This window comes from Streptomyces sp. NPDC093097 (assembly GCF_044754325.1).
GTDB lineage: Bacteria > Actinomycetota > Actinomycetes > Streptomycetales > Streptomycetaceae > Streptomyces.
Window position 1 is genome coordinate 213,245 of record NZ_JBIVOW010000010.1, and the last position, 21,967, is coordinate 235,211.

Sequence of the window (21,967 nt, forward strand, 5' to 3'; positions counted from 1 at the left end):
GCACCCCTCCGCTCCGAGGTTCGCTCTATCGAGCTATCCGGTGGGTCAGTCGCGCGCGGCGCCGTGCCGGCGCACCCCGTCGCCCAGTCGGCCGGCCAGCGCCCGGACCTCGGTGAGCCCGGTGTCAAGGTCGCCGTCGGCCGCCAGCAGGCACTTGACGAACGCCGAGCCGACGATCACGCCGTCGGCGAAGCGGGCCACCTCGGCGGCCTGCTCCGCGTTGGAGACCCCGAGCCCGACGCACACCGGCAGATCGGTGGTGGCGCGGGTGCGGGCCACCAGGTCCTCCGCCTCCCGGCCGACGGACTCGCGGGTGCCGGTGACACCCATCAGGGAGGCGGCGTAGACGAAGCCGCTGCCGGCCGCGGTGATCTTGGCGAGCCGCTCGTCCCGGCTGCTCGGCGCGACCACGAAGACGGTGGCCAGGCCGTGCTGTTCGGCGGCCTTCCGCCAGACCTCGGACTCCTCGACCGGGAGGTCCGGCAGGATGCAGCCGGCGCCGCCGGCCTCGGCCAGGTCGGCGGCGAACCGCTCGACGCCGTAGCGGTCGACCGGGTTCCAGTACGTCATGCAGAGCACCGGGGCGCCGGTGGCGGCGTGCACCTCGCGGACCGTGCGGATCACATCGGTGATCCGGATGCCGGCGCGCAGCGCGATGTCGTCGGCGGTCTGGATGACCGGACCGTCCAGGACCGGGTCGCTGTGCGGCAGCCCGACCTCGACGATGTCGCAGCCGCCGTCGAGCATCTCGGTCATCGCGCGGATGCCGCCCTCGACGGTGGGGAAGCCGGCCGGCAGGTAGCCGACCAGCGCCGCCCGGTCCTCCGCCTTGGCCTGGGCCAGCACGGATGCCAGCAGTTCGATGTTGCCCGCGTTGTCCGCCATCACTTGTCCCCCTCGCCGGTCCCGGACGCCTCGTCCGCGGTGTCGTACAGCCCGAAGTAGCGGGCGGCGGTGTCCATGTCCTTGTCGCCGCGCCCGGAGAGATTCACCAACAGCAGGCCGTCGGGGCCCAGTTCCCGGCCGACCTCCAGGGCGCCGGCCAGCGCGTGGGCGCTCTCGATGGCCGGGATGATGCCCTCGGTCCGCGACAGCAGCCGCAGCGCCTGCATCGCCGCGTCGTCGGTGACCGCGCGGTACTCGGCGCGGCCGACGTCCTTGAGGTAGGCGTGCTCGGGGCCGATGCCCGGGTAGTCCAGGCCGGCCGAGATCGAGTACGGCTCGGTGATCTGGCCGTCCTCGTCCTGGAGGACGTAGGAGCGGGAGCCGTGCAGGATGCCGGGGGTGCCCTCGGTGAGGGTGGCGGCGTGCTCGCCGGTCTCGATGCCGTGGCCGCCGGGCTCGCAGCCGATCAGGCGGACGTCGGCGTCGGGCAGGAAGGCGTGGAAGAGGCCGATGGCGTTGGAGCCGCCGCCGACGCAGGCGACGGCGGCGTCCGGCAGCCGGCCGGCGCGCTCGATGATCTGGCGGCGGGCCTCGACGCCGATGACCCGGTGGAAGTCGCGGACCAGGGCCGGGAAGGGGTGCGGGCCGGCGACCGTGCCGAAGAGGTAGTGGGTCCGGTCGACGTTGGCGACCCAGTCGCGGAACGCCTCGTTGATGGCGTCCTTGAGGGTCCGGCTGCCGGACTTCACGGCGATGACCTCGGCGCCGAGCATCCGCATCCGGGCGACGTTGAGCGCCTGGCGCTTGGTGTCGACCTCGCCCATGTAGATGGTGCATTCGAGGCCGAAGAGGGCGCAGGCGGTGGCGGTGGCCACGCCGTGCTGGCCGGCGCCGGTCTCGGCGATGACCCGGGTCTTGCCCATGCGCTTGGTGAGCAGCGCCTGGCCCAGCACGTTGTTGATCTTGTGTGAGCCGGTGTGGTTGAGGTCCTCGCGCTTGAGGAACACCCGGGCCCCGCCGGCGTGTTCGGCGAACCGCGGCACCTCGGTGAGCGCGCTGGGCCGCCCGGTGTAGTTGACCATCAGGTCGTCGAGCTCGGCGGCGAACGCCGGGTCGGACTTGGCCTTCTCGTACTCGGCGGCGACCTCGTCCACCGCGGCGACCAGCGCCTCGGGGATGAACTTGCCGCCGAACGCGCCGAAGTAGCCCTCGGCGCTGGGGACTTGGCCTTCCTCGTCGGGAAGGAAGAAACGGGAACGTTCGGAGGACATCTGGGCACTCCTCGACCGGGGCATACCGCCCCGGAGGTCCGGTGATGCGGGGATGACGATGACGTGAGCCGCTGCGCGCAGTGCCCGCGTACGCCGCCGGATGACGGGGACGCGTCAGCGCGCGGTCCCCGGACGCCATCGCATCCCGTTGATCTGCCCCGGCTCGGAGCCGATGTGGTACCGGACCCGGCGTCCCCGGACGCGCCGGGCCGGGGCCCGGCAGCCGCGGTGCCACGAGGGCAGCGCGGAGAGCCGGGCCTCGGGGCGGCGGGGGACGGCGGTCATGTCGGTGTGTGCCCTGTCGTCAGAGGGATCCGGTGGTCAGTCCCGGCCGTGCCGGATCGCCGGGTGCGAGCCGGCCGCGACCAGGTCGGCGACCGCGGTCCTGGGGTCCTTGCCGGTGACCAGCGACTCGCCCACCAGGACGGCGTCGGCACCGTCGTTGGCGTATGCGATCAGGTCGTGCGGGCCGCGCACGCCGGACTCGGCGACCTTGACGATGTGGTCGGGGATCTCGGGGGCGACCCGGGTGAAGGTGCCGCGGTCGACCTCCAGGGTCTTGAGGTCGCGGGCGTTGACCCCGATGATCCGGGCGCCGGCGGCCACCGCGCGGGCGACCTCGTCCTCGTCGTGCGCCTCGACCAGCGGCGTCAGCCCGATCGACTCGGCCCGCTCGATCAGCGAGACCAGGGCCTCCTGCTCCAGCGCGGCGACGATCAGCAGGGCGAGGTCGGCGCCGTAGGCACGGGCCTCCCAGAGCTGGTAGGCGGTGACGATGAAGTCCTTGCGCAGGACCGGGATGTCGACCTTGGCGCGGACCGCTTCCAGGTCGGCGAGCGAGCCGCCGAACCGGCGCTGCTCGGTGAGCACGGAGATCACCGAGGCGCCGCCCGCCTCGTAGTCGGCGGCCAGGCCGGCGGGGTCGGCGATCGCGGCCAGCGCGCCCTTGGAGGGGCTGGAGCGCTTGACCTCGCAGATCACGCGGACGCCGTCGCCCTTCAGCGCGGCGGCACCGTCCTTGGCGGGGCGCGCCTTGCGGGCCCGCTCCTTGAGCTCGTCGAGGCTGACGCGCGCCTGCCGCTCGGCGAGGTCGGCGCGGACTCCGTCGATGATCTCATCGAGCACGCTCACCCGAGCGGCCTCCTTCTTGGACGGTGGAGGTGGACACCGGCGGGTGGGATCTCACCGAAATCCCGACCGGTACTCCGATGGTATCCGCCACTGGGTGGAGGTCCCGCATCCGGTTGACCGCGGTCCCACGACCTGGACATCTCCGGGATACCCGACGGATCGCCCGCGGGGCGGTGGCGGGGTCCGGCCGCGGCCTCGGTCACGGCCGCAGTCCGGCGCCGAGGGGGAGGTTGCGGACGAGCGTGAAGGCCAGCAGCAGGGCGCCGAGCGCCCACCAGTGGACCGGCCGGGGGCGCGGTCCCGCGGTGGGCAGACCGCGCGCCGCACGGGTCAGCCAGACCAGCCAGAAGAGCGCGAACGCGGCGTAGCCGGCCACCGCGGGGGCGTTGGCGGTCAGCGCCGCGGCGAGGTCGCCGTGCGCGACGGCGTGCGCGCTGCGCAGTCCGCCGCAGGCCGGGCAGAGCAGGCCGGTGAGGTGCAGCAGCGGGCAGACCGGGTAGTGGCCCGGTTCGCCGGGGTCGACGAGGCCGACCCAGGTGAAGGCGGCGGCCACCGCGGCCAGGGTGCCGACCGGTGCGGCCAGGCGGCGCAGCGGGCCGGTCGGTCGGGCCGGGCCCCGGGCGGGAGCGGGGCGGCCGGGCCCGGGTGCGTCCGGTCGCAGCGGGAGCACGGGATCACTCACGGTGCCGATGGTGCTACCGGACGGGAGAAGGCGCAGCTTCTCGGCCACCGTACGGGGCGGGAAGCGGCGCCTTCGAGGCTTCTCGGCGAGCGGGGCTCAGCCTTCCTGCGGCTGGACCGTGGCCGGGACGGGCTTGGCGGAGCGCTTGGGCTCCTGGCCGAGACCGGCAGCGCGCATCAGGCCACCCACGAGGGCACCAGCCAAGATCAGCACGATGCCCGCCCAGAAACCGGCCACGTTGGCCAACACCATGAAGGCACCGGCCACACAGAAGCCGATGAACGCGATGATGACGCCGGTCCAGGCGGCGGGGGTGTGTCCGTGGCCACTGCTCGACATGGAGTGCTCCTCGTAGCTGAAGTCGCGCCGGGGTCCGAGCGCGGGAGTAAGTCGTCGTCCATTGTCACCGATGCCGGGCGGAACCCTTTTACCGGGTGGGGTCCTCACCGCGGTCCAGGGACTTCCAGATCTCCTCCGGGCGGTCCAGGTCCGGCGCCGCCGGGGCGCGCCGCGGCCCGCGGGCGCCGGCGGGGGTGCGCTCGTAGCGGCCCGACATCCCAGGCCAGGAGCGGCCGAACACCAGGGCCAGCACCCCGGCGAGGAACAGCAGCAGACCGCCGGCGGCGGCCACCCAGGGCCAGCCGGTGTGGGTGACGTGATGCACATCGGCGCCGGCCAGGCCGACCGCGTCGGCGGCCTTCTCGCGCAGCGCGGTGTTGTCGGCGTTGCCGAGCGCGGCGGCGACGGCGACGCCCAGGCCGCTGAGGGCGAGCAGTGCGGCGACCACGATCCGGCCGGCCCGGCGGACCGCGAAGACGGCGACCAGGGCGGCCAGCCCGACCACCGCCAGCGCGCCGGGCACCCCGGTCACATCGCTGCCGGTCACGGTGCGCGGCAGCTCGCCCTGGGCGAGCAGCGCGGTGCCCGTGGCCCAGATGCGGCCGGAGGCCAGCAGCGCCAGGCTGGCGCCGACGGCGCCGAGCAGCAGCGCCAGGGCGAGGGAGCGCATGGCGCTGCGCGCGGGCCGGGCCGGGGCGGCGGCCGGCGCGGTGTCGGTACGGGGCTGGGGTGCGGCACTCACGCACACCACTATCGCCCACCGGCCCCGGCGGACCGGCGGGCGGGGGTGCGGCGGGTCATTTCCCGAGGTGGTTGGCGGTGTGGACGGCGCGGAGGACGGCGGCGGCCTTGTTGCGGCACTCGGTGTCCTCGGCGGCCGGGTCGGAGTCGGCGACGATGCCCGCGCCGGCCTGGACGTAGGCGGTGCCGTCCCGCAGCAGGGCGGTGCGGATGGCGATGGCGGTGTCGGAGTCGCCGGCGAAGTCCAGATAGCCCACGCAGCCGCCGTAGAGGCCGCGCCGGGTCGGCTCCAGCTCCTCGATGATCTGCAGGGCGCGCGGCTTGGGGGCGCCGGAGAGGGTGCCGGCGGGGAAGCAGGCGGTGAGCACGTCGAAGGCGGTGCGGCCCTCGGCGACCGTGCCGGTGACCGTGGAGACGATGTGCATCACGTGGCTGTAGCGCTCGACGGACATGAAGTCGACCACCTCGACGCTGCCCGGCTCGCAGACCCGGCCCAGGTCGTTGCGGCCCAGGTCCACCAGCATCAGGTGCTCGGCGCGCTCCTTGGGGTCGGCCATCAGCTCGTCGGCGAGCGCCTGGTCCTCCTGGACGGTCGCCCCGCGCGGGCGGGTGCCGGCGATCGGGTGCACCATGGCCCGGCCGTTCTCGACCTTCACCAGCGCCTCGGGGCTGGAGCCGACCACGTCGAAGGGGCGGCCGTCGTCGCCCTCGAAGCGGAAGAGGTACATGTAGGGGCTGGGGTTGGTCGCCCGCAGCACCCGGTAGACGTCCAACGCGCTTGCCGTGCACGGGGTTTCGAACCGCTGCGAGGGCACCACCTGGAACGCCTCGCCGGCCCGGATGCGCTCCTTGACGTCCTCGACGGCGGCCATGAAGGACTCCGCGCCCCACTTGCCGGTGTACGGGGGCACCGCGGACGGCGGGAGCGCGGCCGCACTGGCGGGGGCGGGGCGGGCGAGGTCCTCGGCCATGGCGTCCAGGCGGGCCACCGCGTCCGCGTAGGCCTCGTCGACGCCGGACTCCAGGTCGTTGCGGTTGATCGCGTTGGCGATCAGCAGGACCGTGCCGCTCCAGTGGTCCAGGACCGCGAGGTCGGAGGTGAGCAGCATGGTGAGTTCGGGCAGGCCGAGGTCGTCGGTGGCGTGCTCGCCGACCTTCTCCAGGCGGCGCACGACGTCGTAGCCGAGGTAGCCGACCATGCCGCCGGTGAACGGGGGCAGCCCCTCGCCCTCGACGAGGTCATGGGGGGTGTGCAGGGCCTCGACGGTGGCGCGCAGCGCGGCGAGCGGGTCGCCGTCGGTGGGGACGCCGACCGGCGGGGTGCCGAGCCAGTGCGCCTGCCCGTCGCGGGTGGTCAGGGTGGCGGCGCTGCGGACGCCGATGAAGGAGTACCGCGACCACGTACGGCCGTTCTCGGCGGATTCCAGCAGGAAGGTGCCGGGGCGCTCGGCGGCGAGCTTGCGGTAGAGGCCGACGGGGGTGTCGCCGTCCGCCAGGAGGCGCCGGGTGACGGGGATGACCCGTCGGTCCTTGGCGAGCGTGCGGAAGCTGTCGAGGTCCGGTGCTGCGGTGCCGGTGGTTCCCGTGGTCATGGCAGCGGAGCCTACTGGTCGGCGCTGGGCCCGATCACCAGAACGTCGGCATCGAAGCAGGTGCGGGTGCCGGTGTGGCAGGCGGCGCCGACCTGGTCGACCTTGACCAGGACGGTGTCGGCGTCGCAGTCCAGGGCGACCGACTTGACGTGCTGGACGTGCCCGGAGGTGTCGCCCTTGACCCAGTACTCCTGGCGGCTGCGGGACCAGTAGGTGCAGCGGCCGGTGGTGAGGGTGCGGTGCAGCGCCTCGTCGTCCATCCATCCGAGCATCAGCACCTCGCCGGTGTCGTACTGCTGGGCGATGGCCGGGAACAGGCCGTCGGCGTCGCGCTTGAGGCGGGCGGCGACGGCCGGGTCCAGGGCGGAGGAAGAGGAGCGGGGCTCGGTGACGCGGCTGCTGGTCATGGGTCCATTGTGCCGTGCGGCATGCTGCTGGGATGGACCAGCAGCCGCCGCCGGACGCACGCACCGGCTCCACCGCGACGCCCCCTGCCGCGCCCCCGCCGCCGGCCCCGGACCAGGTGGCGCGGGTCGCGGTGCGGGTGATGGTGGCGGTGTTCGCGGCGGCGCTGGTGGCCGCGGTGGTGGTGGCGCTGATGGTGCTGCGGGGCTGAGGGCGGCGCCCGCGCCGTGGCGGGGCGTGCGGGGCGGTCGTAGGCTGGCGGTATGTCGACCCATGCGAAGCGTGAACGGCTCCTTCTGGCGGACTTGTTGGAGAGCGCGGGCCCCGAGGCACCGACGCTCTGCGAGGGCTGGACGACGCGGGATCTGGCCGCGCACGTGGTGGTCCGCGAGCGGCGGACCGACGCGTCCGCGGGGATCGTGCTCAAGCCACTGGCGGCGCGGCTGGAGCGGGTGCAGGCGGAGTTCGCGGCGAAGCCGTACGAGGAGCTGATCCAGCTGATCAGGTCGGGGCCGCCGAAGATGTCGCCGTTCGCGTTGAAGCAGGTGGACGAGGCGTCCAACACCGTGGAGTTCTACGTCCACGCCGAGGACGTGCGGCGGGCCCAGCCGGACTGGACGCCGCGCGAGCTGGACGCGGTGTTCGCGGACGCGCTGTGGGTGCGGCTGGAGCGGGCGGCCCGGGTGCTGGGGCGGAAGGCGCCGGTGGGAGTGGTGCTGCGGCGGCCGGACGGGCAGACCGTGGTGGCGCATCGGGGCGCTCCGGTGGTGACGGTCACCGGTGAGCCGGGCGAGCTGACGCTGTTCGCCTGCGGCCGGCAGGACGTGGCCAAGGTGGAGCTGGACGGCGACGAGGACGCGGTGGCGAAGCTGCGGGCGGCGTCGCTGGGGGTGTGACCGAGGAGCTGCGGCTCCCCTGGGACCGGCGCCGGTACCGGCGCCGGTCAGCGCGCGCCGTCGGCCAGGTGCGCGCGCAGGATGCGGTCCAGTTCGCGGGCGGCGCGCGGGGGTGAGACGTCGCCGCGGTGCGCGACCGAGACCACCCGGTGCATGGCGGGGGTGGCGAACGGGGTGACGCGCAGGCCGGAGCGGGCGGCGACCATGCTGGGGACGACGGCGATGCCGAGTCCGGCGCGGACGAAGCCGAGGACCGCGTCCATCTCGCCGCCCTCGACGGTGAAGGTGGGCTCGAAGCCGGCCGCGCGGCAGGCCGCGGTGGTGAACTCCCGCAGGTCGTAGCCGCGGCGGAACATCGCCAGCGGCCGCCCGCGCAGGTCCTCGACGCGGATCCGGGTACGCCGGCCGGTCACCGGTGCCGGGCGGTCGGGGGCGGAGACCACCACCAGTTCCTCGCGCAGCAGCTCCGCGGTGGCCAGCGCCGGGGCCTGGCCGGGCAGCGGCGTGATGATCAGCGCGAGGTCCAGGGCGCCGTCGGCCAGGGCCCGGACGAGGTCCTGGGAGCCGTCCTCGGTGACGATCAGCTCGACGCCGGGGTAGGCCGCGTGGAAGGCGCTCAGCACGTCGGGGACGAGGCTGGCGCAGAGGCTGGGCGGGGCGCCGAGGCGGAGCCGGCCGCGGCGCAGCTGGGCGACCTCCTGGACCTCGCGGCGGGCGGTCTCGGTGTCGGCGAGGATCCGGCGGGCCAGCGGCAGCAGGGTCTCGCCGGCGTCGGTGAGGGTGATGTGGCCGCGGGCGCGGTGGAAGAGCTCGGCGCCCAACTCCCGTTCCAGGGAGCGGATCTGCTGGGAGAGCGAGGGCTGGGCGACGTGTTCGCGCTCGGCGGCGCGGGTGAAGTGGCGGGTGTCGGCGACGGCCGTGAAGTAGCGGAGCTGCTGCAGCTGCATGGGCCGACTATAGAGCCACGATAGGACCAGCCTATCGAGATCAGCCGGACCATGTCTTGGACCGATCGGGTCCTTCGGCCCTAGCGTCTGGAGCCATGGCACTGGCAACGCGGACGGACCGACGGCCGCCCAAGAAGAACAGCGCACGCCCGCGCTCCGTCGGCGGCGGCGGCCGGGCGCCGGGCGGGCGCGCCCTGTGGGACTCCACCGTCGGCAAGAAGACGGTGATGGCGGCCAGCGGCGTGCTCATGCTGCTGTACCTGGTCGCCCACGTGATCGGCAACCTGAAGATCTTCTTCGGGCCCGAGGAGTTCAACCGCTACGGGCACTGGCTGCGCACCGTCGGCGAGCCCTTCATGCACTACGAGTGGACGCTGTGGCTGGTCCGCGTCGTCCTGGTCGCCGCGGTCCTCGCGCACGCGGTCTCCGCGTACCAGCTCAGCCGCCGCGACATCCGGGCCCGCCCGACCGCGTATGTGCACAAGAAGCGGCGGGCGAGCTACGCCACCCGCACCATGCGCTGGGGCGGGATCATCCTCGGCCTGTTCATCGTCTGGCACATCCTGGACCTGACGACCGGCACCGTGCACCCGGGCGGATTCCAGGAGGGCCACCCGTACCAGAACGTCGTGGACACCTTCTCCACCTGGTACGGCAACGTCATCTACCTCGTCGCGATGCTCGCCCTCGGGCTGCACGTCCGGCACGGCTTCTGGAGCGCCGCGCAGACCCTCGGCGTCGGCAGCCGCACCCGCGACCGCCTCCTGAAGACGCTGGCCGACGTGCTCGCGCTGGTGCTGACCCTGGGCTTCATCGCCGTCCCCGTGGGCGTCATGACCGGATTGGTGCGCTGACCATGACCTACACCGACTTCACGACCGGGGAACCGGTCGTCGACAGCAAGGCCCCCGCCGGCCCCGTCGCCGAGCGCTGGGACACCCGCCGCTTCGAGGCCAAGCTGGTCAACCCGGCCAACCGCCGCAAGCACACGGTGATCGTCGTCGGCACCGGACTGGCCGGCGGCTCGGCCGGCGCCACCCTCGCCGAACAGGGCTACCACGTCGTCCAGTTCTGCTACCAGGACTCCCCGCGCCGGGCCCACTCCATCGCCGCGCAGGGCGGTATCAACGCGGCGAAGAACTACCGCAACGACGGCGACTCCGTCCACCGCCTCTTCTACGACACCGTCAAGGGCGGCGACTTCCGCGCCCGGGAGTCCAACGTCCACCGGCTGGCCCAGATATCCGTCGAGATCATCGACCAGTGCGTCGCCCAGGGCGTCCCGTTCGCCCGCGAGTACGGCGGGCTGCTCGACACCCGCTCCTTCGGCGGCGTGCAGGTCTCCCGCACCTTCTACGCCCGCGGCCAGACGGGCCAGCAGCTGCTGCTCGGCGCCTACCAGGCGCTGTCCCGGCAGATCGCGGCCGGCACCGTCGAGCTGCACCCGCGCACCGAGATGCTCGATCTGATCGTCGTCGACGGGCGGGCCCGCGGCATCGTCGCCCGCGACCTGATCACCGGGAAGGTCACCCCCTACTTCGCGGACGCGGTGGTGCTCGCCTCCGGCGGCTACGGCAACGTCTTCTACCTGTCGACCAACGCCATGAACTCCAACGCCACCGCGGTCTGGCGGGCGCACCGCCGCGGCGCCTACTTCGCCAACCCCTGCTTCACCCAGATCCACCCGACCTGCATCCCGCGCACCGGCGACCACCAGTCCAAGCTGACGCTGATGAGCGAGTCGCTGCGCAACGACGGCCGGATCTGGGTGCCGAAGGCGAAGGGGGACGCCCGCCCGCCGAGCGAGATCCCCGAGGACGAGCGCGACTACTACCTGGAGCGCAGCTACCCCTCGTTCGGCAACCTGGTGCCCCGGGACATCGCCTCCCGGGCCGCGAAGAACGTCTGCGACGAGGGCCGCGGCGTCGGCCCCGGCGGCCAGGGCGTGTACCTGGACTTCGCCGACGCGATCGAGCGCCTGGGGCGCGAGGCCGTCGAGGCCAAGTACGGCAACCTCTTCGACATGTACCAGCGGATCACCGACGAGGATCCGTACCGGGTGCCGATGCGGATCTACCCGGCCGTGCACTACACGATGGGCGGCCTGTGGGTCGACTACGACCTCCAGACCACCGTCCCGGGCCTGTTCGCGATCGGCGAGGCCAACTTCTCCGACCACGGCGCCAACCGCCTGGGCGCCAGCGCGCTGATGCAGGGCCTGGCCGACGGCTACTTCGTGCTGCCCGCCACGGTCAACGACTACCTGGCGCGCAATCCGCACCGGGAGCGGGTGGGCGCCGAACACCCCGTCGTCCAGGAGGTGTTGGCCCAGACCGAGGACCGGCTGCACCTGCTGCTCGCCGTCGACGGCGACCGCACCCCCGACTCCTTCCACCGCGAGATCGGCGAACTCATGTGGGAGTACTGCGGGATGGCCCGCACCGAGGAGGGGCTGCGCAAGGCGCTGGACCGGATCCCGCAGATCCGCGAGGAGTTCTGGCGGCGCATCAAGGTCCCCGGCACCGGCCAGGAGTTCAACCAGTCGCTGGAGAAGGCCAACCGGATCGTCGACTACCTGGAGCTCGCCGAGCTGATGTGCCTGGACGCGCTGCACCGCGCCGAGTCCTGCGGCGGCCACTTCCGCGAGGAGTCGCAGACCCCGGACGGCGAGGCCGCCCGCCGGGACGAGGCGTTCTCCTACGTCGCCGCCTGGGAGTATCCGGGCTCCGGGGACCGTCCCCCGGGTGAGCGCAGTGCCGGCGCCGCCCCCACCCTGCACAAGGAAGACCTGGTCTTCGAGTACGTCCACCCCACCCAGCGGAGCTACACATGAGGCTCACCCTGCGCGTCTGGCGGCAACGGCACGCCGACGCCGACGGCGCCATGTCCACCTACGAGGTGGACGGCATCTCCCCGGACATGTCCTTCCTGGAGATGCTCGACACCCTCAACGAGGAGCTGATCCTCAACGGCGAGGACCCGGTCGCCTTCGACCACGACTGCCGCGAGGGCATCTGCGGCGCCTGCTCGCTCGTCATCAACGGCGAGGCGCACGGCCCGGAGCGGACCACCACCTGCCAGCTGCACATGCGGTCCTTCCAGGACGGCGACACCATCGACGTCGAACCGTGGCGGGCGGCGGCCTTCCCGGTCGTGAAGGACCTCGTCGTCGACCGCTCGGCCTTCGACCGGATCATCCAGGCCGGCGGCTACATCACCGCGCCGACCGGCGCCGCCCCCGAGGCGCACGCCACGCCGGTGCCGAAGCCGGACGCCGACTTCGCCTTCGAGCACGCCGAGTGCATCGGCTGCGGCGCCTGCGTCGCGGCCTGCCCCAACGGCGCGGCGATGCTGTTCACTTCGGCGAAGGTCAACCACCTGGGCGTGCTGCCGCAGGGCGCCCCGGAGCGCGCGTCCCGGGTGCTGGACATGGTGGCCCAGATGGACGAGGAGGGCTTCGGCGGCTGCACCCTGGCCGGCGAGTGCGCCACCGCCTGCCCCAAGGGCATCCCGCTGTTCAGCATCACGCGGATGAACCGGGAGTTCGTCCGGGCGGCGCGCAAGCGGCGCTGAGCCGAGGGCCACTGGCACCCGACGGGGCCCCCTCCGCAGACCGCGGAGGGGGCCCCTGCCGTACGGGCGCGGGCCGCGCCGGTCACCGCACCGGGTGGCCGGCCTCCCGCAGCGCGTCCTTGACCTGGCCGATGCGCAGGTCGCCGAAGTGGAAGACGGAGGCGGCCAGCACCGCGTCGGCGCCGGCGGCCACCGCGGGCGCGAAGTCGGCGAGCTTGCCGGCGCCGCCGGAGGCGATGACCGGGACGCTCACGTGCTTGCGGACCGCCTCGATCATCTCGACGTCGTAGCCGTCCTTGGTGCCGTCGGCGTCCATGGAGTTGAGCAGGATCTCGCCGGCCCCCAACTCGGCGGCCCGGTGCGCCCATTCGACGGCGTCGACACCGGCCGAGCGGCGGCCGCCGTGCGTGGTGACCTCGAACGATCCGCTCGCGGTGCGGCGGGCGTCGACGGAGAGGACCAGCACCTGGCGGCCGAACCGCTCGGCGATCTCCTTGATCAGCTCCGGGCGGGCGAGCGCCGCGGTGTTGACCCCGACCTTGTCGGCACCGGCCCGCAGCAGCTTGTCGACGTCCTCGGCGGTGCGCACCCCGCCGCCGACGGTCAGCGGGATGAAGACCTGCTCGGCGGTGCGGCGCACCACGTCGTAGGTGGTCTCGCGGTTGCCGGAGGAGGCGGTGATGTCGAGGAAGGTCAGCTCGTCGGCGCCCTCCTCGCCGTAGACCTTCGCCATCTCGACCGGGTCCCCGGCGTCGCGGAGGTTCTGGAAGTTGACGCCCTTGACGACGCGGCCGCCTTCGACGTCCAGGCAGGGAATGACGCGGACCGCCAGGGTCATGTCGTCTTCAGCCCTCTCGCTCGGTGTTCCGGGACGGGTCCCGGAACGCTTCTAGTTCTACTTCCACCAGGACCCGGGAGTCGACGAAACCGGAGACCACGACCAGGGTCGCGGCGGGCGGGGCGGCTTCGAACAGTTCGCGGTGGGCGCGGGCGGCGGCGTCCGCGTCCCGCAGGTGGGTCAGGTACATCCGGGTGCGCACCACCTCGGCGGCGCCCAGCCCGAAGGGCTTCAGCGCCGCCAGCGCGTTCCCGAAGGCGACCTGGGTCTGGACGTAGGGATCACCCTCGCCCTGGAGGACGCCGCCGACCAGCGGCATGGTGCCGGCGACCAGGACCCGGTCACCGGCCGCCACCGCACGTGCGAAGCCAATGGTCTCTTCCCAGGGACTGTCGGTCCGTACGCGCTCGATGCTCATCACGCCGCCTCCCTATGGCCGGTTGCGGCACCCGCGGCCTACGAAACGGCCGCCAGCGCCTCTTCGAGGGTGAACGCCTTCGCGTAGAGCGCCTTGCCGACGATGGAGCCCTCCACACCCGCCGGCACCAGCGCGGCGATCGCCCGCAGGTCGTCGAGCGAGGAGACGCCGCCGGAGGCGACGACCGGGCGGTCGGTGGCCGCGCAGACGTTCTTGAGCAGTTCCAGGTTGGGGCCCTGGAGCGTGCCGTCCTTGTTGATGTCGGTGACGACGTAGCGGGCGCAGCCCTCGGAGTCCAGGCGGGCCAGCGTCTCGTAGAGGTCGCCGCCGTCGCGGGTCCAGCCGCGGCCGCGCAGGGTGGTGCCGCGGACGTCCAGGCCGACCGCGATCTTGTCGCCGTGCTCGGCGATGATCTTGGCGACCCACTCCGGGTCCTCCAGCGCGGCGGTGCCGATGTTGACCCGGGTGCAGCCGGTGGCCAGCGCGGCGGCCAGCGAGTCGTCGTCGCGGATGCCGCCGGACAGCTCGACCTTGATGTCCATGGAGCGGGCGACCTCGGCGATCTGCGCGCGGTTGTCGCCGGTGCCGAAGGCGGCGTCCAGGTCGACCAGGTGCAGCCACTCGGCGCCGGCCGTCTGCCAGGCCAGGGCGGCCTGCAACGGGTCGCCGTAGGAGGTCTCCGAGCCGGACTCGCCGTGCACCAGGCGGACGGCCTGGCCGTCGCGGACGTCGACGGCGGGCAGCAGTTCAAGCTTCTTCACAGCGTTCACAGCGTCTCGATCCAGTTGGTCAGGAGCTGGGCACCGGCATCGCCGGACTTCTCGGGGTGGAACTGGGTGGCCCACAGCGGACCGTTCTCGACCGCGGCGACGAACGGCTCGCCGTGCGTGGCCCAGGTGACCTTCGGCGGGGCGAGCGCGGCGTTGCCGAGCTCCAACTCCCAGTCGTGGACCGCGTAGGAGTGCACGAAGTAGTAGCGGGCGTCGGCGGGCAGCCCGGCGAACAGGCGCGAGCCGTCGGCGGCGCGGACGGTGTTCCAGCCCATGTGCGGGACCACCTCGGCCTTGAGCGGGCCGACCGTGCCGGGCCACTCGTCGAGGCCGTCGGTCTCCACACCGTGCTCGATACCGCGGCCGAAGAGGATCTGCATGCCGACGCAGATGCCCATCACCGGGCGGCCGCCGGACAGCCGGCGGCCGATGATCCAGTCGCCGCGGGCCTCCTTCAGGCCGCGCATGCACGCGGCGAACGCGCCGACGCCGGGCACCAGCAGCCCGTCCGCGTTCATCGCGGTGTCGTAGTCGCGGGTGATCTCCACGTCCGCGCCGACGTGCGCCAGCGCACGCTCGGCGGACCGGACGTTGCCGAAGCCGTAGTCGAAGACGACGACCTTCTTGGCCTGCGCGGTGCTCAACTCCACACCTCCAGGCGCATCACGCCGGCCACCAGGCACATCGCCGAGGCGATGGCGAGCAGGGTGATCACGGACTTGGGGAGCTTCTGCTTCCAGAACGAGTAGACGCCGCCGAGCAGGAACAGGCCGACGAGGATGAAGACCGTGGACAGACCGTTCATCACAGAGCACCCTTCGTGGACGGGAGGATGCCGGCGGCCCGCGGGTCGTGCTCGCTGGCGTAGCGCAGGGCCCGGGCCAGCGCCTTGAACTGGCACTCCACGATGTGGTGCGCGTTGCGCCCGTAGGGCACGTGGACGTGCAGCGCGATCTGGGCCTGGGCGACGAACGACTCCAGGATGTGCCGGGTCATCGTGGTGTCGTAGGTGCCGATCATCGGCGCCATGTTCTCCGGCTCGGTGTGCACCAGGTACGGGCGGCCGGAGAGGTCGACGGTCACCTGGGCCAGCGACTCGTCCAGCGGGACGGTGCAGTTGCCGAAGCGGTAGATGCCGACCTTGTCGCCGAGCGCCTGCCTGAAGGCGGCACCCAGCGCGAGGGCGGTGTCCTCGATGGTGTGGTGGGTGTCGATGTGCAGGTCGCCGTCGGTCTTGACCTTCAGGTCGAAGAGGCCGTGCCGGCCGAGCTGGTCGAGCATGTGGTCGTAGAAGCCGACGCCGGTCGAGACGTCGACCTGGCCGGTGCCGTCGAGATCGATCTCGACCAGCACCGTGGTCTCCTTGGTGGTGCGCTCCACGCGCCCCACGCGGGCGGTCGCCCCGCTCATCGCTTGTTCTCCTTCAGGCTGCGTTCTTTGAGCACCGCGCGCACCGCGTCGAGGAACGCGTCGTTCTCGGCCGGCGTGCCGGCGGTGACCCGCAGCCAGCCCGGTACGCCGTTGTCGCGGACCAGCACGCCGTGGTCGAGGATCGCCTGCCAGGTGGCGTGCGCGTCGTCGAAGAGGCCGAACTGGACGAAGTTGGCGTCCGAGGCGACGACCTGGCAGCCCAGCGCGCGCAGTTCGGTGACCAGGCGGTCCCGCTCGTCCTTGAGCTGCTCGACATACGCCAGGAGCGTGTCGGTGTGCTCCAGGGCTGCGAGCGCGGTGGCCTGGGTGACGGACGAGAGGTGGTACGGCAGCCGGACCAGCTGGACGGCGTCGACCACGGCCGGGTCGGCGGCGAGGTAGCCCAGCCGCAGGCCGGCGGCGCCGAACGCCTTGGACATGGTGCGGGAGAGCACCAGGTTGGGCCGGCCCTCGATCAGCGGCAGCAGCGAGGGGTGGTGGCTGAACTCGCCGTACGCCTCGTCGACCACCACCAGCGCCCCGGCGGTGCCGGCCCTGGCGGCCTGCGCCGCGTCGTGGAGCGCGAGGACGGTGTCGGCGTCGACGGCGGTGCCGGTGGGGTTGTTCGGCGAGCAGACGAAGACCACGTCGGGGCGGTGCTCGGCGATGGCCGCCGTGGCCGCCTCGACGTCGAGGCGGAAGTCGTCGCCCCGCGGGCCGGAGATCCAGCCGGTGCCGGTGCCGCGCGAGATCAGCGCGTGCATGGAGTACGACGGCTCGAAGCCGAGCGCGGTGCGGCCGGGGCCGCCGAAGGTCTGGAGCAGCTGCTGGATGATCTCGTTGGAGCCGTTGGCGGCCCAGACCTGGGCGGCGGTGACGTCATGGCCGGCGGTGCGGGTGAGGTAGCCGGCCAGCGCGGTGCGCAGCTCGACCGCGTCCCGGTCGGGGTAGCGGTTGAGGTGGCGGGCGGCCTCGGTGACCCGCTCGGCGATCCGCTGCACCAGCGGCTCGGGCAGCGGGTAGGGGTTCTCGTTGGTGTTCAGACGCACCGGGACGTCCAACTGCGGCGCGCCGTAAGGGGACTTGCCGCGCAGCTCGTCCCGAATGGGAAGCTCGTCCATACGGGACACAGGAGTGTTCTTGGTCACGTGCGTGCTCACTTGCTCTGGGGGACCGTCCAACCGAAGCGCGCCTCGATCGCCGCGCCGTGGGCCGGGAGGTCCTCGGCCTCGGCGAGCGTCACCACATGGTGGGCGACCTCGGCCAGCGCGTCCCGGGAGTAGTCCACGACGTGGATGCCGCGCAGGAACGACTGGACGGACAGACCGGAGGAGTGGCAGGCGCAGCCGCCGGTGGGCAGGACGTGGTTGGAACCGGCGCAGTAGTCGCCCAGGGAGACCGGGGCGTAGGGGCCGACGAAGATCGCGCCGGCGTTGCGCACCCGGGCGGCGACCGCGGCGGCGTCGGCGGTCTGGACCTCCAGGTGCTCGGCACCGTAGGCGTCCACCACCGTCAGGCCCTCGTCCAGACCGTCGACCAGGACGATCGCGGACTGCCGGCCGGACAGCGCCGGGACGATGCGGTCCTCGACGTGCCTGGTGGCCCCGATCTGCGCGGCCAGCTCCTTCTCGGTGCGGTCGGCCAGCTCCGCGGAGTCGGTGACCAGGACGGCGGCGGCCATCGGGTCGTGCTCGGCCTGGCTGATCAGGTCGGCGGCGACGTGCACCGGGTCGGCGGTCGCGTCGGCGAGGATCGCGATCTCGGTGGGACCGGCCTCGGAGTCGATGCCGATCCGGCCCCGCAGGAGGCGCTTGGCGGCGGCGACGTAGATGTTGCCGGGGCCGGTGACGAGGTCGACCGGGGCGCACTCGTCGGTGCCGTACGCGAACATCGCGATGGCCTGGGCGCCGCCGGCGGCGTAGACCTCGTCGACGCCGAGCAGGGCGCAGGCGGCCAGGATGGTGGGGTGCGGCAGCCCGCCGAAGTCGGCCTGCGGCGGGGAGGCGACGGCCAGCGAGCCGACGCCGGCCTCCTGGGCGGGGACGACGTTCATGACGACGGAGGACGGGTAGACCGACCGGCCGCCGGGGACGTAGAGGCCGACCCGCTCGACCGGGACCCAGCGCTCGGTGACCGTGCCGCCGGGCACGACCTTGGTGGTGACGTCGGTGCGGCGCTGCTCGCGGTGGACGGTCCGGGCGCGCCGGACGGACTCCTCCAGGGCGGCGCGGACCGCCGGGTCCAGCGCGTCGAGGGCCTCGGTGAGCGCCTTCGCCGGCACCCGGACCCGCTCGATCTCGACCCCGTCGAACCGCCGCGCGTACTCGATCAGCGCCGCGGTGCCGCGATGATGCACGTCCTCGCAGATGGGCCGCACCGTCTCCAGGGCGGCTTCCACGTCGAACTCGGCACGGGGCAGCAGGTCGCGCAGGGCGCCACCCTCGGGGAGGGCGTCGCCACGCAGATCGATTCGGGAGATCACTCCCCCAGTGTCTCAGACCCGCCGCCGGGCCCGAGCGGCCGTATCACTCAGTGATACGTACGGACGCGCGGGCCGGACGGCGGCCGGTCCGGTCGGCGAAGTTGACCGGACTTGGCCCTGACCACGCGTGTTCAACCGGTCACCGGGCGGGCAAGGGGTCGGTGCGGGCGTCATCGGGACGCCCGCGGGCGGATGCGAAGAGGGCCCGCCGGGATGCGCCCGAACAGGTAGCGCGGCCGGATGCCGGGCCGCCCGGGCACCGGTACCGGCCACCGAAGCCGCCACGGGCCGACACCGCGCACGGCGACCACCGGACGAACGACCACGACCACGACCGCGCAAGGCGGCCTGCCGCAAGGCACCACGAGAGCAAGGGGGAGCCACAGTGACCGGAGCCAGGGACGGCGATGCGCCCGCCGACCTGCGACTGACGTCCGCGGAGTGGAGCATGTGGCAGGCGTTCCGCAACGGCAGCGCCTGCGATCTGCACACCGGCGATGCGGCCCGGGACGACCCGCACGGGCAGCACCTGTGGGGCCCGGAGCGGCGGGTCCGGGCCCGGGTGGTGGCCCTGCTGCTGCTCGACGGGCCGCCGGCGCAGCCCGGCCGGGTGCCCGGGCTGAAGCTGACCGGTGCGTACATCACGGACACTCTCGACCTTGCGGGCGGCACGATCAAGCCATTCGTGGAGCTGCGGGACTGCCGCTTCGAGGCCGAGGTGCTGCTGCCGGAGAGCCGGTTCACCACGCTGCGGATGGTGAACTGCGCGATACCGCGGCTGGAGGCGGCCCGGCTCCAGACCGAGGGCGATCTGCACCTGCCGCACTGCGTGGTGCACTCCGGCATCCGGCTGACCGACGCGCACATAGGCACCGACCTGATGCTCAACCAGGTGGTGGTGCACAAGGACCGGCAGGGCCGCTCGATCATGGCCGACGGGCTGACCGTCGCCCAGGACCTCCAGGCCGAGATGCTGGAGTCCTACGGCGAGCTGTCGCTGCGCGGCGCCACCGTCGGGGTGTCGCTGAGCCTGCGCGGCAGCCATCTGAGCAATCCGTTCGGCCGCCGGGCGCTGAACGCCCCCCAGCTGACCGTCGAGCGCACCCTCTACCTCACCGCAGCGGGCCTGGCCAACTCCCCGTTCTCCAGCGGCGCCACGCCCCCGTACGGGATCACCCACACCCCGTCCCGCGGCACCCGGATGCAGCGCTTCGAGTGCGAGGGCGGGGTGCGGCTGGACGACGGGCGGTTCGGGGACGCGGTGGACTTCGAGCACGCCCGGTTCGTGATGGAGTCCGACCAGGAGCTGTCGCTGCGCCGCATCCAGACGCCGGAGCTGCGGTTCCTGGGCGAGCGCCCGCAGCGCGGCCGGGTCGTCCTCTCCGGCGCCCGGGTCGTCAACCTCGTCGACAAGTCGGCGAGTTGGCCGGGGCTGGGCGGGCTGATGATGGCCGGCTTCTCCTACGAGACGCTGATCCCGCGCGGCCACTTCCCGCTGGCGCTGCGGCTCCAGTGGGTGGCCGCGGCGACCCCGGAGTACGCACCCGAGCCGTACGAGATGCTGGCCTCCTCGCTGCGCGCCATGGGCGAGGACGCGGACGCCCGGGAGGTGCTGCTGGCCAAGCAGCGGCGGCGGCGCGAGACGCTGCCGGTGGCGGCGAAGGCGTGGGGGTTCCTCCAGGACTGGACGGTGGCCTACGGCTACCGCCCGGGGCGGGCCGCGGTGTGGATGGCGATCCTGTGGGCGATCGGCACCGCGTACTTCTCCTCGTACCCGCCGGGGGCGGTCAAGCACGACGAGGCGCCGCACTGGAACCCCTACCTCTACTCCCTGGACCTGCTGCTGCCGCTGGTGGACCTCCACCAGAGCGGCGCCTGGGCGCCGGCCGGCATCGCGCAGTGGCTCTCGGCGGCGATGATCATGGCCGGGTGGGTGCTGGCCACGACCATGGCGACCGGCGCGTCCCGGCTGCTCCAGCGGCAGTAGGGCCCGCCCCGGCGGGTCCGCACGGGCCCGCACCGGGTGCGGGTGGTGGCTCGCGCGCAGGCAGGCTCTAGGCTTACGGACTGTGTCCTCCCTGCGTCTGCCGCTGTTCCCGCTCAACTCGGTGCTCTTCCCGGGCCTGGTGCTGCCGCTGAACGTCTTCGAGGCGCGCTACCGCGCGATGATGCGCGATCTGCTGGACCGCCCCGAGGACGACCGCCGGTTCGCGGTGGTCGCCATCCGGGACGGCCGGGAGGTCGCCCCGACCGCGCCCGGCCTGCCGGACGCCACCGCGCCGACCGCCACCGGCCCGACCGCGGGCTTCGGCGACGACCCGATCCGGGCCTTCCACACGGTGGGCTGCATCGCCGACGCGGCGACCATCCGGGAGAAGTCGGCCGGCGGCTACGAGGTCCTGGCCACCGGCACCACCCGGGTCCGCCTGACGTCGGTGGACGCCTCCGGGCCGTATCTGACCGGTGAGCTGACGGCGCTGGAGGAGGACCAGGGCGAGGGCGCGGGCGCGCTGGCGTCCGGTGTGGTGCGGGCCTTTCGCACCTACCAGAAGCGGCTGGCGTGGGCGAACGAGCGGACCCTGGCCGGCGGCCAGGACCTGCCCGCCGACCCGTCGGTGCTGTCGTATCTGGTGGCCGCGGCGGCGGTGCTGGACGTGCCCGCCAAGCAGCGGCTGCTGGAGGTGCCGGACACCGCGGGCCGGCTGCGGGAGGAGCTGAAACTGCTGCGCCAGGAGTCGGCGGTGATCGGTAAGCTCCCGTCGCTGCCGGCCGTGGAGCTGACCCGGCAGCCGACCAGTCCCAACTGACCCACGGGCGTTCCGGGGGCACGGCGTTGTCCCGGACCGGCCGGCTCCGGGTGCGAACGAGGCGAGGCGCAGTGGCGAAGAAGGCGAAGCAGGGGAAGAAGGGCGGCCCGCAGTCCGGCGGCACGCCCGCGACGGTGGCGCTGACCGCGGCCGGCGTCCCGTTCACGGTGCACGCGTACGCACACGATCCGGCGGCCGCTTCGTACGGCGAGGAGGCCGCGCAGGCGCTGGGGGTCTCCCCCGAGCAGGTCTTCAAGACGCTGCTGGCGGACGTCGACGGCACCCTGACGGTGGCCGTGGTGCCGGTCTCCGGTTCGCTGGATCTCAAAGCGCTGGCCACGGCGGTGGGCGGCAAGCGGGCCGCGATGGCCGATCCGGCGGCGGCCGAGCGCAGCACCGGCTACGTGGTGGGCGGGATCTCGCCGTTGGGGCAGCGCAAGCGGCTGCGCACGGTGGTGGACGCCTCGGCCGAGGGCCGGCCCACGGTGTGCGTCTCGGCGGGACGGCGCGGTCTGGAGGTCGAGTTGGCCCCCGCCGACCTGGTCGCACTGACCGGCGCACGGGTCGCACCGATCGCGCGGGGCTGAGCCGCGCCGGCGCCGCCGGGTGCATCCGATGCCCCCGCCCGCGCCCCGGCGGCCCTTCCCGGCACGCTCCGTCCCCGATTGGGTCCTGTCATCACCCTCCCGTCGGCTGCCCGAGGGGCAGGCCGTCCGGCGCCGGACGGGAGGGCGACAGCAGGACCTGACCAGGGTGGAGGGATGCCATGTCGAAGCGGAC

The 21,967-nt window shown here is 73.2% G+C and carries 26 protein-coding genes; 8 read left to right on the plus strand and 18 right to left on the minus strand.

The window, feature by feature from the left end; translation table 11 throughout:
- Positions 1–45: 45 nt before the first annotated feature.
- The 9 genes from trpA to hisI all read right to left on the minus strand — a co-directional run bounded on the left by trpA (position 46) and on the right by hisI (position 7,048).
- Positions 46–885 carry a tryptophan synthase subunit alpha gene (gene trpA, locus ACIQE0_RS19435; RefSeq protein WP_402333637.1) on the minus strand — a complete coding sequence of 280 codons (840 nt, stop codon included), beginning with the start codon at positions 883–885 and terminating at the stop codon, positions 46–48.
- Positions 885–2,156, minus strand: a complete 1,272-nt coding sequence (gene trpB, locus ACIQE0_RS19440; protein WP_366331791.1) for a tryptophan synthase subunit beta — start codon at positions 2,154–2,156, stop codon at positions 885–887. Before trpB ends, trpA begins: the two co-directional genes overlap by 1 nt.
- Positions 2,157–2,270: 114 nt before the next feature.
- Positions 2,271–2,441 (minus strand): tryptophan biosynthesis modulator TrpM, encoded by a 171-nt coding sequence (gene trpM / locus ACIQE0_RS19445; RefSeq protein ID WP_384098930.1) that lies wholly within the window; start codon positions 2,439–2,441, stop codon positions 2,271–2,273.
- A gap of 36 nt (positions 2,442–2,477) precedes the next feature.
- Positions 2,478–3,287: an indole-3-glycerol phosphate synthase TrpC gene (trpC, locus tag ACIQE0_RS19450; RefSeq protein WP_366331790.1), complete on the minus strand. Its 810-nt coding sequence runs from the start codon at positions 3,285–3,287 to the stop codon at positions 2,478–2,480.
- A gap of 199 nt (positions 3,288–3,486) precedes the next feature.
- The gene (locus tag ACIQE0_RS19455; RefSeq protein ID WP_402333641.1) at positions 3,487–3,969 is read right to left on the minus strand and encodes a DUF2752 domain-containing protein; all 483 of its coding nucleotides are present in this window, start codon (positions 3,967–3,969) and stop codon (positions 3,487–3,489) included.
- 96 nt (positions 3,970–4,065) lie between these two features.
- Entirely contained in the window at positions 4,066–4,308 is a 243-nt protein-coding gene (locus ACIQE0_RS19460) for an HGxxPAAW family protein (protein ID WP_366331789.1), read from the minus strand.
- An 88-nt stretch (positions 4,309–4,396) separates the two neighbouring features.
- On the minus strand, positions 4,397–5,050 hold the full coding sequence (locus tag ACIQE0_RS19465) for a TIGR02234 family membrane protein (protein WP_402333644.1): 654 nt from the start codon (positions 5,048–5,050) through the stop codon (positions 4,397–4,399).
- A gap of 55 nt (positions 5,051–5,105) precedes the next feature.
- Entirely contained in the window at positions 5,106–6,641 is a 1,536-nt protein-coding gene (locus tag ACIQE0_RS19470) for an anthranilate synthase component I (protein ID WP_402333647.1), read from the minus strand.
- 11 nt (positions 6,642–6,652) lie between these two features.
- On the minus strand, positions 6,653–7,048 hold the full coding sequence (hisI, locus tag ACIQE0_RS19475; RefSeq protein ID WP_402333650.1) for a phosphoribosyl-AMP cyclohydrolase: 396 nt from the start codon (positions 7,046–7,048) through the stop codon (positions 6,653–6,655).
- A 32-nt stretch (positions 7,049–7,080) separates the two neighbouring features.
- On the opposite strand from hisI, the gene ACIQE0_RS19480 reads away from it, so the two are divergent.
- Entirely contained in the window at positions 7,081–7,257 is a 177-nt protein-coding gene (locus ACIQE0_RS19480) for a hypothetical protein (protein ID WP_402333653.1), read from the plus strand.
- Positions 7,258–7,309: 52 nt separating this feature from the next.
- Entirely contained in the window at positions 7,310–7,942 is a 633-nt protein-coding gene (locus ACIQE0_RS19485; RefSeq protein ID WP_366331784.1) for a TIGR03085 family metal-binding protein, read from the plus strand.
- Positions 7,943–7,989: 47 nt separating this feature from the next.
- Here ACIQE0_RS19485 and ACIQE0_RS19490 read toward each other — a convergent pair whose 3' ends face one another.
- The gene (locus ACIQE0_RS19490) at positions 7,990–8,889 is read right to left on the minus strand and encodes a LysR family transcriptional regulator (protein ID WP_384098914.1); all 900 of its coding nucleotides are present in this window, start codon (positions 8,887–8,889) and stop codon (positions 7,990–7,992) included.
- Positions 8,890–8,984: 95 nt separating this feature from the next.
- Here ACIQE0_RS19490 and ACIQE0_RS19495 point away from each other — a divergent pair, with 95 nt between their 5' ends.
- The 3 genes from ACIQE0_RS19495 to ACIQE0_RS19505 are packed head-to-tail and all read left to right on the plus strand — an operon-like array spanning position 8,985 to position 12,462.
- On the plus strand, positions 8,985–9,743 hold the full coding sequence (locus ACIQE0_RS19495) for a succinate dehydrogenase (RefSeq protein ID WP_402333657.1): 759 nt from the start codon (positions 8,985–8,987) through the stop codon (positions 9,741–9,743).
- Positions 9,744–9,745: 2 nt separating this feature from the next.
- A complete protein-coding gene (locus ACIQE0_RS19500; RefSeq protein WP_402333660.1) occupies positions 9,746–11,722 on the plus strand; it encodes a fumarate reductase/succinate dehydrogenase flavoprotein subunit in 1,977 nt (658 codons plus the stop codon).
- Complete coding sequence (locus tag ACIQE0_RS19505; RefSeq protein ID WP_366331780.1) at positions 11,719–12,462, plus strand: succinate dehydrogenase/fumarate reductase iron-sulfur subunit; 744 nt, start codon at positions 11,719–11,721, stop codon at positions 12,460–12,462. The genes ACIQE0_RS19500 and ACIQE0_RS19505 overlap by 4 nt, the downstream gene beginning before the upstream one ends.
- Positions 12,463–12,544: 82 nt before the next feature.
- Here ACIQE0_RS19505 and hisF read toward each other — a convergent pair whose 3' ends face one another.
- From hisF to hisD, 8 genes are read right to left on the minus strand one after another with little or no spacing between them, the layout of a single operon-like run.
- A complete protein-coding gene (hisF, locus tag ACIQE0_RS19510; protein ID WP_366331779.1) occupies positions 12,545–13,300 on the minus strand; it encodes an imidazole glycerol phosphate synthase subunit HisF in 756 nt (251 codons plus the stop codon).
- A 7-nt stretch (positions 13,301–13,307) separates the two neighbouring features.
- On the minus strand, positions 13,308–13,718 hold the full coding sequence (locus ACIQE0_RS19515; protein ID WP_366331778.1) for a Rid family hydrolase: 411 nt from the start codon (positions 13,716–13,718) through the stop codon (positions 13,308–13,310).
- Positions 13,719–13,756: 38 nt separating this feature from the next.
- Positions 13,757–14,479, minus strand: coding sequence for a bifunctional 1-(5-phosphoribosyl)-5-((5-phosphoribosylamino)methylideneamino)imidazole-4-carboxamide isomerase/phosphoribosylanthranilate isomerase PriA (gene priA / locus ACIQE0_RS19520; protein ID WP_366331777.1), 723 nt, complete (start codon positions 14,477–14,479; stop codon positions 13,757–13,759).
- 5 nt (positions 14,480–14,484) lie between these two features.
- The gene (hisH, locus tag ACIQE0_RS19525) at positions 14,485–15,138 is read right to left on the minus strand and encodes an imidazole glycerol phosphate synthase subunit HisH (protein ID WP_384098903.1); all 654 of its coding nucleotides are present in this window, start codon (positions 15,136–15,138) and stop codon (positions 14,485–14,487) included.
- The gene (locus ACIQE0_RS19530; RefSeq protein ID WP_366331775.1) at positions 15,129–15,293 is read right to left on the minus strand and encodes a hypothetical protein; all 165 of its coding nucleotides are present in this window, start codon (positions 15,291–15,293) and stop codon (positions 15,129–15,131) included. Before ACIQE0_RS19530 ends, hisH begins: the two co-directional genes overlap by 10 nt.
- Entirely contained in the window at positions 15,293–15,898 is a 606-nt protein-coding gene (gene hisB, locus ACIQE0_RS19535) for an imidazoleglycerol-phosphate dehydratase HisB (protein ID WP_366331774.1), read from the minus strand. Before hisB ends, ACIQE0_RS19530 begins: the two co-directional genes overlap by 1 nt.
- Positions 15,895–17,019, minus strand: coding sequence for a histidinol-phosphate transaminase (locus ACIQE0_RS19540; protein WP_402333667.1), 1,125 nt, complete (start codon positions 17,017–17,019; stop codon positions 15,895–15,897). Before ACIQE0_RS19540 ends, hisB begins: the two co-directional genes overlap by 4 nt.
- Before the next feature lie 35 nt (positions 17,020–17,054).
- The gene (hisD, locus tag ACIQE0_RS19545; protein ID WP_402333670.1) at positions 17,055–18,380 is read right to left on the minus strand and encodes a histidinol dehydrogenase; all 1,326 of its coding nucleotides are present in this window, start codon (positions 18,378–18,380) and stop codon (positions 17,055–17,057) included.
- A gap of 385 nt (positions 18,381–18,765) precedes the next feature.
- Between hisD and ACIQE0_RS19550 the strand changes: the two genes are divergently transcribed.
- The 3 genes from ACIQE0_RS19550 (at position 18,766) to ybaK (ending at position 21,774) form a co-directional block, all read left to right on the plus strand.
- A complete protein-coding gene (locus tag ACIQE0_RS19550) occupies positions 18,766–20,367 on the plus strand; it encodes an oxidoreductase (protein ID WP_366331772.1) in 1,602 nt (533 codons plus the stop codon).
- 82 nt (positions 20,368–20,449) lie between these two features.
- The gene (locus ACIQE0_RS19555) at positions 20,450–21,187 is read left to right on the plus strand and encodes an LON peptidase substrate-binding domain-containing protein (RefSeq protein WP_402333674.1); all 738 of its coding nucleotides are present in this window, start codon (positions 20,450–20,452) and stop codon (positions 21,185–21,187) included.
- A gap of 71 nt (positions 21,188–21,258) precedes the next feature.
- Complete coding sequence (ybaK, locus tag ACIQE0_RS19560) at positions 21,259–21,774, plus strand: Cys-tRNA(Pro) deacylase (RefSeq protein WP_366331770.1); 516 nt, start codon at positions 21,259–21,261, stop codon at positions 21,772–21,774.
- Positions 21,775–21,967: the final 193 nt, after the last annotated feature.